This window comes from Streptomyces sp. NPDC059906 (assembly GCF_042730645.1).
Classification (GTDB): Bacteria; Actinomycetota; Actinomycetes; order Streptomycetales; family Streptomycetaceae; genus Streptomyces; species Streptomyces rubrogriseus.
The window spans coordinates 109,665-121,794 of record NZ_JBHWKU010000001.1 but is presented as its reverse complement, the minus strand read 5'-3'; the positions used below and the strand labels follow the sequence as shown (position 1 = coordinate 121,794).

General features: G+C 72.6%; 11 protein-coding genes. 5 read left to right on the top strand and 6 right to left on the bottom strand.

Going from position 1 to position 12,130, the window contains the following annotated elements; translation table 11 throughout:
• Nucleotides 1-5: 5 nt before the first annotated feature.
• From ACFV9J_RS00585 to hemL, 3 genes are all read right to left on the bottom strand, one after another.
• Nucleotides 6-1,307 carry a hypothetical protein gene (locus ACFV9J_RS00585; protein ID WP_385347775.1) on the bottom strand — a complete coding sequence of 434 codons (1,302 nt, stop codon included), beginning with the start codon at nucleotides 1,305-1,307 and terminating at the stop codon, nucleotides 6-8.
• Between the two features lie 183 nt (nucleotides 1,308-1,490).
• Nucleotides 1,491-2,189, bottom strand: coding sequence for a histidine phosphatase family protein (locus ACFV9J_RS00580; RefSeq protein ID WP_385347773.1), 699 nt, complete (start codon nucleotides 2,187-2,189; stop codon nucleotides 1,491-1,493).
• A complete protein-coding gene (gene hemL, locus ACFV9J_RS00575) occupies nucleotides 2,186-3,502 on the bottom strand; it encodes a glutamate-1-semialdehyde 2,1-aminomutase (RefSeq protein ID WP_385347771.1) in 1,317 nt (438 codons plus the stop codon). The genes ACFV9J_RS00580 and hemL overlap by 4 nt, the downstream gene beginning before the upstream one ends.
• 496 nt (nucleotides 3,503-3,998) lie before the next feature.
• Between hemL and ACFV9J_RS00570 the strand changes: the two genes are divergently transcribed.
• The gene (locus tag ACFV9J_RS00570; protein ID WP_003974483.1) at nucleotides 3,999-4,436 is read left to right on the top strand and encodes a hypothetical protein; all 438 of its coding nucleotides are present in this window, start codon (nucleotides 3,999-4,001) and stop codon (nucleotides 4,434-4,436) included.
• A gap of 49 nt (nucleotides 4,437-4,485) precedes the next feature.
• The gene (locus ACFV9J_RS00565) at nucleotides 4,486-4,704 is read left to right on the top strand and encodes a hypothetical protein (protein WP_385347768.1); all 219 of its coding nucleotides are present in this window, start codon (nucleotides 4,486-4,488) and stop codon (nucleotides 4,702-4,704) included.
• 300 nt (nucleotides 4,705-5,004) lie between these two features.
• On the opposite strand, the gene ACFV9J_RS00560 is transcribed toward ACFV9J_RS00565, so the two are convergent.
• Both ACFV9J_RS00560 and ACFV9J_RS00555 read right to left on the bottom strand, forming a co-directional pair.
• Nucleotides 5,005-5,577, bottom strand: a complete 573-nt coding sequence (locus tag ACFV9J_RS00560) for a hypothetical protein (protein ID WP_385347766.1) — start codon at nucleotides 5,575-5,577, stop codon at nucleotides 5,005-5,007.
• A gap of 26 nt (nucleotides 5,578-5,603) precedes the next feature.
• Nucleotides 5,604-6,791 (bottom strand): hypothetical protein, encoded by a 1,188-nt coding sequence (locus tag ACFV9J_RS00555; protein WP_385347764.1) that lies wholly within the window; start codon nucleotides 6,789-6,791, stop codon nucleotides 5,604-5,606.
• Between the two features lie 490 nt (nucleotides 6,792-7,281).
• Here ACFV9J_RS00555 and ACFV9J_RS00550 point away from each other — a divergent pair, with 490 nt between their 5' ends.
• Genes ACFV9J_RS00550 through ACFV9J_RS00540 form a run of 3 tightly spaced genes read left to right on the top strand, consistent with a single transcriptional unit; the run spans nucleotide 7,282 to nucleotide 10,590 of the window.
• Nucleotides 7,282-7,647 (top strand): DUF6301 family protein, encoded by a 366-nt coding sequence (locus tag ACFV9J_RS00550; RefSeq protein WP_385347761.1) that lies wholly within the window; start codon nucleotides 7,282-7,284, stop codon nucleotides 7,645-7,647.
• A complete protein-coding gene (locus ACFV9J_RS00545; RefSeq protein ID WP_385347759.1) occupies nucleotides 7,644-8,087 on the top strand; it encodes a hypothetical protein in 444 nt (147 codons plus the stop codon). Before ACFV9J_RS00550 ends, ACFV9J_RS00545 begins: the two co-directional genes overlap by 4 nt.
• Before the next feature lie 37 nt (nucleotides 8,088-8,124).
• Nucleotides 8,125-10,590, top strand: a complete 2,466-nt coding sequence (locus tag ACFV9J_RS00540) for a hypothetical protein (RefSeq protein WP_385347756.1) — start codon at nucleotides 8,125-8,127, stop codon at nucleotides 10,588-10,590.
• 98 nt (nucleotides 10,591-10,688) lie between these two features.
• Here ACFV9J_RS00540 and ACFV9J_RS00535 read toward each other — a convergent pair whose 3' ends face one another.
• Complete coding sequence (locus ACFV9J_RS00535) at nucleotides 10,689-12,107, bottom strand: NAD(P)-binding domain-containing protein (protein WP_385347754.1); 1,419 nt, start codon at nucleotides 12,105-12,107, stop codon at nucleotides 10,689-10,691.
• Between the last annotated feature and the right edge of the window lie 23 nt (nucleotides 12,108-12,130).

The window sequence follows — 12,130 nt, the reverse complement described above, 5'->3', positions numbered from 1 at the left end:
GCATTTCAGGCGGCGTTCCCGCTGGGTGTCGAGCCCGGGGAGGAGGCGTCCTTGAGGAAGGCGTTCCAGCCCCCGGCCGGCTGCTGCCCCACCTCGACGGTCCGCAGCCTGGCGAGCACCTCGGGCTTCTGCACGTCCAGCCAGTCGGTGAACTGGCGGAAGGAGACCAGCCGGATGTCCTCGCCCTTCTCCTTCTCCCGCGCGATGTGCTTGAGGGCGTTCTCCACGGCGTCCATGTAGATGCCGCCGTTCCACTCCTCGAAGTGGTTGCCGATGAAGAAGGGCGCCCGGTTCGACTCGTACGCCCGCTTGAAGCCGGATATGTACGATTTCGTGGCCTGTTCGCGCCAGCCCGGGTAGTTGTGCGCGGGCGCCTTGGTGGAGTTGACCGACTGGTTGGCGAGGATGTTGTAGTCCATCGAGAGGACCTCGAAGGAGTGGCCGGGGAACGGTATCTGCTGCAGCGGCAGGTCCCAGATCCCGTCCTTCTTCACCGGCCACACCTGGCGGCCGCCGGGCGAGGAGGCGTCGTAGCGCCAGCCCAGCTCGCGGGCGGTGGGCAGCAGCTTGTCCTGGCCGAGCAGACAGGGCGTGCGGCCGCCGACGAGTTCCTTGTCGTAGTCGAAGGGCAGGGACGGCAGGTCGGTCCAGCCGCTGTTGGTCTTCCACTCCTTGACGAAGGACTTCGCCTGGTCGATCTCGCTGCGCCACTGCGCGGACGTCCAGTTGCCGACGCTGCCGCCGCCCCCGCAGAAGTGGCCGTTGAAGTGGGTGCCGATCTCGTGCCCGTCGAGCCACGCCCGGCGGACGTTGGTGAGCGTCGCCTTGATGTGCTCGTCGGTGAGGTAGCCGATGTCGGAGGCGCCGCGCGGGTTGTTCGGCGGGTCGTAGAGGCGCTTCTTCGACTCGGGCAGCAGGTACAGGCCCGAGAGGAAGAACGTCATGTGCGCGCCGTGCTCCTGGGCCAGGTCCAGGAAGCGGGGGAAGAGCCCGTTGCCGACCTCGCCCGCGCCGTCCCAGGAGAAGACGACGAACTGCGGCGGCGTCTGGCCCGGTTCCAGCGGCACGGGGGCGTCCGGCTGGTGCGGCTGCTTGCCGGTGTACGACGTGGAGCCGTCGCCGATGGGCTTCGCCGGGGCCTTGCCGCTGCCGGAGGGCGACGGTTTCCCGGCGTCCCCGGCCTGGTGCGAGCCGTCCGACGAGGGGTGGGAACCGGTGCCGCAGCCCGCGAGCCCGACCGCCGCCGCGGCCCCCGCGCCGAGTCCGAGCATTCCCCTGCGGGTGAGAGTGCGGTTGGAAGTGCGCATCGCAACCTCGTTCGTCGCGTCCTTGGTGGTCACTAGGTGAGAGGACGCGACGAACGAGCGGGTTCCGGATATTTGTGCGGGTTGGGTAACAGTGGACAGCGGACGCACAGAAAGGGCCCGGGGCCGGGCCTGGGGCTGGGGCCGGGAGTGGAGCTGGGGCCGGGAGTGGAGCCGGCGCGACCGTCAGGCCCCGTACGCCTTCCCCTGCCCCTTCACCGGCTTGGCTCCCGCGAGGAGGTGGGCCGGGACGAGGTCGCGGGCGGGCTCGGTGTAGCCGACGGAGACGATCCGGTCGCCCCGGTAGGTGAACGTGGTCAGGGACGCCAGCGTGCACTGCCGGTTGCGCGGGTCGTGCCACAGCCGCCGCCGCTCGACGTACGACCGCAGGATCCAGATCGGCAGCTGGTGGCTGACGACCACGGCCTCGTGCCCGCGCGCCCGGTCCCGTGCGGCGTCGATCGCGCCCTTCATCCGGACGACCTGGTCGACGTACGGCTCGCCCCAGGACGGCTTGAACGGGTTGACCACGTGCTTCCAGTTGGCGGGCCTGCGCAGCGCGCCGTCACCGATGCCGAAGGTCTTGCCCTGGAAGACGTTCTCCGCCTCGATGAGACGGGCGTCGGTGTCGAGGTCGAGCCCGTGCGTCTTGGCGATCGGGGTCGCCGTCTCCTGCGCCCGCTCCAGCGGGGAGGCCACGACGTACGTCACGTCGCGGGGCGCGAGGTGCTCGGCGACCCGCTCGGCCATCCGCCGGCCCAGCTCGGAGAGGTGGTAGCCGGGAAGCCGTCCGTACAGGACACCGGTGGGGTTCTCGACCTCGCCGTGCCGCATGACGTGGACGACGGTCAGCTCTTCGTTCTTCTCGTGGTCGCCGTTGCTCATGCCGTCGCCTCCGCGGCCGCGCGGGCCGCCGCCGGGAGGGCGTCGGCGATGCGCTGGACGGCCCGCTCGTCGTGGGCGGTGGACACGAACCAGGACTCGAAGGAGGACGGCGGCAGGTAGACGCCGTTCGCGAGGAGGGAGTGGAAGAAGGCGGTGAACCGGAAGGACTCCTGCGCCTTCGCGCCCTCGTAGTCGACGACCGGGCGGTCGGTGAAGAACACGGAGAACATGTTGGAGGCGTTCTGGAGCGTGTGCGCGACGCCCTCCTTGGTGAGCGCCTCGGTCACGAGTGACTGGATCTGCGCGGACACGGCGTCGACGGTGGCGTACGCCGCGTCGTCGAGGAGCCGCAGCTGGGCGAGCCCGGCGGCGGTGGCGACCGGGTTCCCGGAGAGGGTGCCGGCCTGGTAGACGGGCCCGGCCGGCGCGAGGTGCGCCATGACGTCCGCCCGCCCCCCGAACGCGGCGGCGGGGAACCCACCCCCCATCACCTTCCCGAAGGTCATGAGATCGGGAACGACCCCCTCCACCCCGTACCACCCGGCGCGGCTGGTCCGGAACCCGGTCATGACCTCGTCCGACACGAACAGCGCACCGCCCGCGGCGCAGGCGTCCTTGAGCCCCTGGTTGAACCCGGGCAGCGGCGGCACGACGCCCATGTTGCCGGGCGAGGCCTCCGTGATCACGCAGGCGATCTCGCCGGGGTGGGCGGCGAAGGCGGCGTGCACGGCGTCGAGGTCGTTGTACGGCAGCACGATCGTGTCGCTCGCCTGGGCACCGGTGACGCCGGGGGTGTCGGGCAGCGCGAAGGTGGCGACGCCGGAGCCCGCGGCGGCGAGCAGCGAGTCGACGTGACCGTGGTAGCACCCGGCGAACTTGATCACCTTGGTGCGCTGCGTGAACCCGCGGGCGAGCCGGATGGCGGACATCGTGGCCTCGGTCCCGCTCGACACGAGCCGGACCTCCTCCAGCGGCGCGACCCGCTCGACCATCGCCTCGGCCAGCGCGACCTCGCCCTCGGCGGGCGTGCCGAAGGACGTGCCGCGCGCCACGGCCTCCTGCACGGCGGCGATCACCTCGGGGTGCGCGTGCCCGAGGATCATCGGCCCCCAGGAGCAGACGAGGTCGACGTACTCACGCCCGTCGGCGTCGGTCAGGTACGGCCCGGTGCCGGACACCATGAACCGGGGGGTGCCGCCGACGGCGCGGAAGGCGCGCACCGGGGAGTTCACACCGCCGGGCGTGACGGCCGCGGCGCGGTCGAACAGAGCCTGCGAGGCCGGTGCTTCGTATGGATATGCCAGTTCGCTCATGACCTGCGACTTCTCCGACCTTCTCGACCTTCTCCGACGTATCGGACCCGGCATGGGTCCCGCTCGGCCGCTGGTTGCCCAGGGTGACTTCGTCAAGGGTAGACAACCGCCCCCAGTGCCGTGCCGTCTGCCAGACTGGAACTCATCCACGCAGCTCACCGGGGCGACGCGGACGGGGCTGCCGACCGTCCGGCGGGCATATGTCCCACCGCACGTTTCGGCGGGCGGCCGTGGGGGAGGTCACTGACACGATGATCGGGTTGCGCGGCGGGGGCCACGCGTCCTAGAAAAGCAGTCGGGTGGAGATATGCATCGCGGTGGCGGACTGGGCGAGGGGACCGATGACCTGGGTCCTCGACGTGCCCGGCGGGGAAGGCACCGACGCGAGGCGGAGGAAGCGTCCGAAGCACGTCAGACACACGGCACCCCGGGCGAGCCCGACCGGCTCGACCGGCGGGCCGACCGGCTGGGGGCGGGGAGCGGGAAAGGTGGTCGGGTGGGGGTGACCTACAAGTACTTCGGCGCGCCCGACGGCGCGACCGCGGCCCGCGTCCCGATCTCGATGCGCCCCGAGGAGCTGGGCGGCGACGAGCTCGGGATGAACGGCATGTTCACCAAGATCAAGCCGGAGACCATGGCCGCCATGGTCCTCACCGGCATCGAGGGCGTCCCCCTGCACAAGGTGCCCCCGCTGGAACTGGTCGTCCTGCACCCCGACTACGCGGTCGTCAAACTCCCGATGACCGTGGTCGACCCCCTGCGCGGCATCGGCGAGGAGGCGGTCGGCGCGGCGGCCTTCATATGGTCCACGGTCCCGGACCGCGGCGGCCCGCGGGACGCGTTCAACGTGTACCAGCTGCTCCACGAGTGGCAGGACTTCTCCCACCGCCTGCACGAGGCGGGACACCAGCCGTACTGCCTGGTGTGGCCCTGAGCCGCCGCCGTTCCGACGGGGGCGGGGCCCCGAGGCCCCGCCCGTACCCGTGTCCCGCCTCAAGGACAGCCGCTTCGACGGCTATCTGCGCCATCCCCCTCCCCATGAACGGGACGCCATCGTCGATGCGATGATCACTTCGTACCGCAAGGGCCCCGCACCGGTCCGGCAACGGGCGATCGACGACCTGGACGCGCGGAGCGCGTCCGTGCCGGGGCCGTGGAGACGACTCGGCGGCGGCCAGACCCTCCTCTACCTCTACTCCTGACCTCCTCCACCAAGGCGCGGCGACGCGTGGCACCACCACGCGGAGCAGGCTCATCACGACCGCACGGACATTCCCTCGGGCCGCTCTGCGCCGCGACGCAGGATTCACGTCTGTCCTCGACGAAGTCGTCCAGGGCGTCCCTGGCGGCAGCGTGCCGGAGTGCGACAGCGGTCGTCTCGTCGACCGCACCCACCGCCAGGTGATCACTGCCGGTGCCGGTTGCCCGAGTGGCGGGATTCGGCCAACCTGCTGCACGAGGCGGGGCACCAAGCCGTACTAAGGCCCGCCTCCTCGGCGGGCTCACTTCCAGACGGCGTACGCCTCGTCGTCGCTGCTGCGCAGCAGGCCGCCCTTGACCCACTCGACCTTCTCGGGCTCCGCACCGGAGCCCGACTCGGAGAGGTAGACGGCGCAGGCCTCGTAGCTCTCGCCCGCGGCGGCCTTCTCGAACTTGCCCGAGTCGTGCTCGTCGAGGCACTTGTCGAATTTCGGCGCCTCCTCGTAGCTGAGCTGTCCGTCCTCGCCCACGACCGGCTTCGGGAAGGCGCTCATGATGTTCAGCCGTGTCAGCAGGTCCCCGTCCGCCGTGACGTCGAAGGAGGGCCCGTCGACCTCCCCGGCCTCGGTCTTGGTCACCCGGTAGTGGACGTAGTACGGCGTACGGCCCTGGTACTTGGCGGCGTCCTCGAGCACGGACAAGTCGCCCGAGGTTCCGGCGTCCACGCGCACCACGCTGACCTCCAGGTTGTCCTTCTCGGCCTTGTCGCCGAAGGACAGCTCCTGGGTGTCGCCGGAGCACCCGGTGAGTGCGAGCGCGGCGACGGCGACGGCAACGGTGTTGGTGAGTACGGCGGATGCGGTACGGGTGTTCAAGGCTCCCCCTGGAGGTGGTGTGGTGGTCAGTACGGGCGGGTGTCGGGCTGGTGGGGGCCGGACTTGCCCGGGCCGGGCCGGTCGGGCCCGGCCGCGCGGCCCCCGCCCCGGGCGAGTATCAGATCCATGGCGACGTACGCCGCCAGCCCCGGGAACGCGCCGAGGTGCAGCAGCCACCAGCCGCTCTCGTAGTTCCCGAGGGGATGACCGTCGAAGGCGTCGTTCGCGAGGAGTACCAGCGGAAAGGCGACGGCGCACAGGAGGCCCGCGGTCCTGAGCGCGCCCGAGGGCAGGTGCGGCCCGAGGGCGCGGCAGGCGAGGGTGAGTGCGGCCAGGAGGAAGAGCAGCGCCGGCCAGGTCACCAGCCCGACCAGAGGACCGCCGGGCGGGAGGTCGGACAGCGCGAGGACGTCCTCCGTCCCCAGTGCGATGCCGCCCGTCGCACCCGCACCCACGTACGGGAAGACCATGGCCGTCCGGGACAGTGCGGCGGCGAACACCGCCCCGACCGCGACGCACGTCAGCACCGCGGCCACGACGATGCCCCAGCGAGGCCCGTACGCGTCGGGCAGCGCGGTCGGGGCGGTGTTCGCCGCCGCATCGTGGTCGCCGACGACGGGACGGCCCGTCGGGTACGGACCACCACCCGTGTACGGATGGCCGGCCGCCGGCTGCCCGCCCTGGTACGGGTTGACGGTGCCCGGGTGCGGATCGCCTGCCGCGACCGGGTCGGCCCCGGACCCGCCGAAGGCCCCGGCCGCAGCGTCGACGATCCGCACCTGCGGCGGCGCGTACCGCCGTGCCTTCGCGGTGAGCTTCGCGAGATCGAACTTCCGCCGCTCCACCGCCACATGGAGCTGCGCGGGCATCGCGGGATCGGCCGGCCGCACGTCGGCCCCCGCGGGTACGGGCGTGCCGTCGCGCAGCCGCGTGCCGAGGAGCACCTGCGGCCCGAGATCGGGTGAGTCGGCGTAGACGAAGGCGGTGACGTCGGCCCACGGCAGCTGGACGTTGCCGATACGCACGCCGGAGGGGTCGAACCGGAAGAGGACGCGCCGCTCGTCGAACCACAGGAAGACGTACGGCGCGGCCAGCACGACGACCGTGCCGCCCTTCATGTCCAGCGCCCAGCCGCAGAGCAGTGCGACGCCCACCACGGCGGCCATCAGGCCCCAGAGTTTCGCGAGATCGGCGGGAGAGAACGGTCCCGTCACCCGATAGCGCTCCCAGCGCGCACGGCGGCGCGGGGACGACGGTCCCCGCGCGGAAGAAGGCTGCGGATACGGCATGTCGTGGTCCCCCGCTGAACGTCGTAGAACAGCACGGCACGTCACACCCCGCAGGCGCCCCCCACCGCCACGAGCCCGGTCGGCTCGCGGGGATGTTTCTACCGCACCCAGGTGACGGGCTGTCCACACCATCCCCAACCGGAGACGAGGATCACAGGAACGGAAGGCCAAAGCGACCGGTGTGTCATGATCGGCGCTGATCCGGATCGGGTGCGGGGTTGCCGCGCGGGGAGGAAGGGGGCGGGGGACGGGTCCGGTGAGGGCGCGCCCCCGGAGGGATATGGCGCCGTGGCATGCGTTGAGTGATACCGAGGTCGTCGAATTCGCCGCACGACTGCGGTCGTTGGAATGCACGTGGGAGCTGGGGGCCACGCCGAGTGCGAGGCGGTCGTCGCAGTTCACCCGTCGGGCCCTGATGATCTGGCCGCGTTGGGACCTGCTCGACACCGGGTTCGAGAGGGTCCGCACCGTCTCGTCCCGCCGGGCGCGCGCGCAGGACCAGAGGATGGCCGAGCGCGTCCGGCTGCGCCTGACCGACTACGCGCAGAAGTGGGACCAGGCCGTGGACGCGTTCGCCGGGATGGCCGCCGCGCTGCACACGTCGCTGGGTGAGCCGACGGAGCGCAGGCCGGGCAGCAGCGCCGCGATCCACTGGGCCGGTTCCGACACCACCCTGGTCCTCGAGTCCACGGGGGACTCGGTGTACCTGGAGCTGGTCACCAACCATCGGCTGCACCTCGACGACGAGTTGCTGCGCATGGACGAGGAGGGGCTGCTGTGACGGCATGGGACGGGTTCGGTGAAGGGCTCGCGCGACAGCTGGCCACGCTGGCCGCCGGATCGGTACTGATCATCCGGGAGGGCGGGCGGACGGGCCGATACGCGCAGTTCGCGCAGAGCGACGAGATCCTGCGGGCCGAGCTGGTCGGTGATCACGGTCTCGACCCCGCGCTGCGCGCCGGGGAGACGGGCAGCAGGCTGATCGCGGAGGCGGGCTGGGAGCTGCCCGAGGACACTGTCTACGGCCACAACTGGCAGGCCGGAGTGGCGTGGCCGTCGCCTTCGGGCGCCTACCGCGAGCTGGCGCGGATGACGGTGACCGGACTGCGCGACGGCCTGCGGATCGCCTCCCCGCAGGGTCTGGCCTACGAAGCGTGGGACGAGCGCAGGGGCAACCGCCCCCTTGTTCTGCCCCTGCTGGGCCTCGACCCGACGAGCTGACGGGGGACGGCGAGCGGCGGGCGGCGGGCGCGGCGTGATGTCCGCGCGGGACGCGAGGGCACGACGGCTGGCGCGGCTCGCCGCACAGGTCGACTGGTCGAAGGTGGTCGATCCCTACACCGGTGAGCGGTACGGCCCCGAGATGCCGCACGGGCTCTGGGCGGCCGATCCGGCCACGGCCGGGAGAACCTGCGAGACGCTGCACTACGTGGCCGTCGGCGACGGCAGTTCGGTGCGGGGGGCGGCGGCCGAGATGCTGCCGTTCCTCGTCGCGGCGGCCCGGGATGCGGAGGTGACGGTGCGTTTCGCGATTCTGCGGACGATCGCCGGCGTCGCCCGCACGGGCAACACCGCCCCGACCGCGAAGGTCGAGCCGTTGCTCGAAGGCAGGTGGCGGCCCACCGTGGACGCGACGTGGCCGGACGCGTGGGAGCGAGCCTCCGCAGGGCTGCTGCCGCTGCTCGACGCCGACGACGACATGGTCCGGGCCGGCGCCGTCGACGCACTCGCGCAGGCCGCCGCTCACGCGGACTCCCTGGTCACCCGGTTCGCGACCCGTTTCGACGACGAACCCGTCCGGTGGGTGGCGCAGCGCCTGGTGCTGGGTGTCGGAGAGCTCGCCCGCCACGCGGCCGGGCACCGCGAGGAGGCACTCGCGTGGCTGCGGCACCGTATGACGGTGAGCGGGAAGGACGACGAGGAACCCGATGTCTGTGAGGACGTCGACGCCTGGATCGCATGGGACGAGGAGATCCGCCACGACGTCCGGCTCGAAGCCGTGGAGGCGCTGCGCCGAGCGCTGCCGGGGTACGCGGATCCCCGCTATGCCCGAGTCACCACCGACGCGCTGCTCGCCTCGCGGACCACGTCGGACTGTCCGCCCGCGGAGTACCGCTCCTCGCGGGTCGGCGTCATCACCGAGGCCGACCGGCGGCTCGGAGCCGACCTGCCCGGACGGCTCGCCCTCGCCCACACGCTGCTGCACCACGTCGGCCCCGCCGAGCGCGAAGGCGGCCTCGAGGTCGCCGCGTCCCTGATGTCCCGCTGGCGGTCCGCCGTACCCGCCCTTCTCCCCGCCGTGGCCGGGCTCGTGGACGACCGGTGCCCGGAGAACCGTGTCCTCGCGCTGCGGGTTCTCGCCATGTGCGGGACCGCCGCGCGTCCCTGGGCCGGCCTCGTCGCCACGCGCCTCACGGCGGCGGACGAGCCCCACGGACCCGCCCGGGAGTACGCCGTGCGGGCGCTGAGCCGGATGGGCGACGACCGCTGTGTGCCGCATCTCACCGAACTGCTGGCCGTCCAGGGCGGTTTCGCTCACCGCCCCACGGGTTCGGCCGACGGCCGCAGCGACCGCGACGACGTCTGCTTCACCGAGGCGCTCGCCTCCTTCGCCGCGCACAGCGGCACCCTCCTGGACCCGCTGCTGGCCCACCTGAAGAAGGCGGGGGACCGATGGCACCCGTACTGGTCGGTCCTGCGCCGATGGCATCGGGACGGAGCCCGGATCGTCCCACGGATGATCGAACTCCTCGACGCCGAGGAGACGTTGATGATCGCCGCGTACGCCCTGCTCCGGTCGGAGAGCGGTGCCGTCGCCGCGGCCCACCGCGAACGGCTGCGCGAACGGGTCGAACTCCCGGCCGGCCCGCACACCAAGGACCTGGCGCACATCAGCCCGTTCGACCACCTCGTGATCACCGGGGACGACGAGCCCGTGCGCGCCCTGCTTCGGCGCCTTCCCAACGGCGGTGGCTTCCCGGTACCGGGTCCTCGGCTCCCCGAGTCCGTCTTCCTCCACGCGTGTGCCACGCTCGGCGGAGAGGTCGGGGCGCCGGGGGCCGGCCGGCTGCGCGAGATGTTCCACGCGGCGCTGAGCAGGAAGCCGGCTCGCTGGTCGGACGCGCCGAACGGCGCCGTGGAACGGGCCCGGGCGCTGTGGCGGGTCACGGGGGACGCCGACGACGTCCTGCCCGGGCTGCTGGAGTTGACGGCGCACAGCGCGATGGACGTCTACCAGACCCCGGGAGGCGTCGCAGCCCTGGAGCTGCTCGCCGAGGTCGCCGCGACGCACCCTCCCGTCGCGGAACGCGTCGCGGGCCGGCTGCGTGCCACCGCCACGGCACGGATCACGCACGACAACCGCTTCGACGCGATGCGGGCGGTCCGGAGCCTGTGGCGGCTGACCTCGGACCCCCGGCAGGTCGTCCCGGCCCTGGCCGAACTCGTCCGGATCTGCCCGCCCCCCGGGAGCGCCGCCCCCACGGTCCTCGACCCCTTGCGTCTCCTCGCCGAAGTGGGCGCCGCCGCCCCGGCGTCCGTCGCCCGGGTCGTACCGGCCCTGCACGCCCTCCTCGGCGCCGACGAACGCCCGGTGCATCACGACGGCCGGCGAGCCGTCCGCGACGACGACGCCCTGTGTGCGGCGATCCGGGCGGTACTGGATGCCGGCGCCGCGAAGGACGGCACCGCCGGGACGGACGCCGGGGGCCGGGCCGTACCGTGAGCCGGCGTTCCTCGTCCCGGGGCCACCGACGGCGCGGGGACGGCGACCGGACCCTCGGTTCCGGCCGTTCCCCCGCCGTCGAAGACGCCGGGGGTCCGTCACGATCCGCAACAGCCGCCCGCGGGGGCGTCCTTCGCGGACGCGTCCACTGCCGTGGGCGCGGCGAGCTGGACGAGTCGCGGACCTGACGACGCGGTACAGCAGCCGTCGGCGTCGTTCTTCGGGGCGTCGGAGGTGGCCGCGGTGTCGAACAGGCCCGCGCCTCCGCACACTCCGGTCTCCGGGAGGGTGAGTTCGACACGGTCGGCGGAGTCGAGGTCGCCGGCGATGGCGGCGGCGACGGAGCGGACCTGCTCGTAGCCGGTCATGGCCAGGAAGGTGGGCGCGCGGCCGTAGGCCTTCATGCCGACCAGGTAGACGCCCTGCTCGGGGTGGGAGAGCTCGCGGTGACCGTGCGGGTAGACGGTGCCGCAGGAGTGCTGGTTCGGGTCGATCAGCGGGGCCAGTTCCAGCGGAGCCTGAAGGCGCTCGTCCAGGCCCAGGCGCAGCTCGTCCAAGAAGGACAGGTCGGGGCGGAAGCCGGTCAGGACGATCACCTCGTCCACCGGGTCGAGGCGGCGTCCGTCCTCGCCCACCAGGACCAGGCGGCCGTCACCGTCGCGTTCGAACGCCTCGGTGCGGAAGCCGGTGACCGCGTCCGCGTGCCCCTGGTCGACGGCGGCCTTCGCGGCGAGGCCGAGGGCGCCGCGGGCGGGCAGTTGGTCGGCGGTGCCACCGCCGAAGGTGGAGCCGGAGATGCCGCGGCGCAAGATCCACACCGCGTGCGTGCCCCTACCGTCCTCGGACTGGGCCAGCTCGGCGAGGTACGCGAGCGCGGTGAAGGCGGAGGCACCCGAGCCGATGACGGCCGTGCGCCTGCCCGCGTACCGGGCGCGGACGGCCGGGTCCTTCAGATCCGGTACGCGGTAGGTGATCCGGTCGGCCGCCGCCCTCTCGCCGAGCGCGGGCAGGCCGCTGCCGCCGGCCGGGCCGGCCTTGGCCCACGTACCGGAGGCGTCGATCACGGCGCGGGCGAAGACGCGCTGCTCGCGGCCGTCGGCGTACTCGACGTGCACCACGAACGGCTGCTGCTCCCGGCCGGCGTCGACGATCCGGTCGCGGCCGGCCCTGGAGACACCGGTGACGGTGGCCCCGGTACGGACCCGGTCGCCGAGGGCGTCCGCGAGGGGCTGCAAGTACCGCTCGACCCACTCTCCACCGGACGGGTACGTCGCCGGGTCGGGGCGGGTCCAGCCGGTGGGGGTGAGGAGCTTCTCGGCGGCCGGGTCGACGACCTCGCCCCAGGTGGAGAACAGGCGCACGTGGCTCCACTCACGCACGGCCGCACCGGCACGGCTGCCCGTTTCCAGGACGAGGGGCTCGATGCCGCGCTCAACGAGGTGGGTGGCGGCGGCGAGCCCGACGGGGCCGGCCCCGATGACGACGACCGGGAGCTGCTGGGTGCTCTGGGTGCTCATGGTGCTCGATCTCCTTGAAGGGC

Coding starts and splice junctions, on each gene's coding strand:
- ACFV9J_RS00585 (WP_385347775.1), bottom strand. CDS start 1,307: ATGCGCACTTCCAACCGCACTCTCACCCGCAGGGGAATGCTCGGACTC.
- ACFV9J_RS00580 (WP_385347773.1), bottom strand. CDS start 2,189: ATGAGCAACGGCGACCACGAGAAGAACGAAGAGCTGACCGTCGTCCAC.
- hemL (WP_385347771.1), bottom strand. CDS start 3,502: ATGAGCGAACTGGCATATCCATACGAAGCACCGGCCTCGCAGGCTCTG.
- ACFV9J_RS00550 (WP_385347761.1), top strand. CDS start 7,282: ATGATCTGGCCGCGTTGGGACCTGCTCGACACCGGGTTCGAGAGGGTC.
- ACFV9J_RS00540 (WP_385347756.1), top strand. CDS start 8,125: ATGTCCGCGCGGGACGCGAGGGCACGACGGCTGGCGCGGCTCGCCGCA.
- ACFV9J_RS00535 (WP_385347754.1), bottom strand. CDS start 12,107: ATGAGCACCCAGAGCACCCAGCAGCTCCCGGTCGTCGTCATCGGGGCC.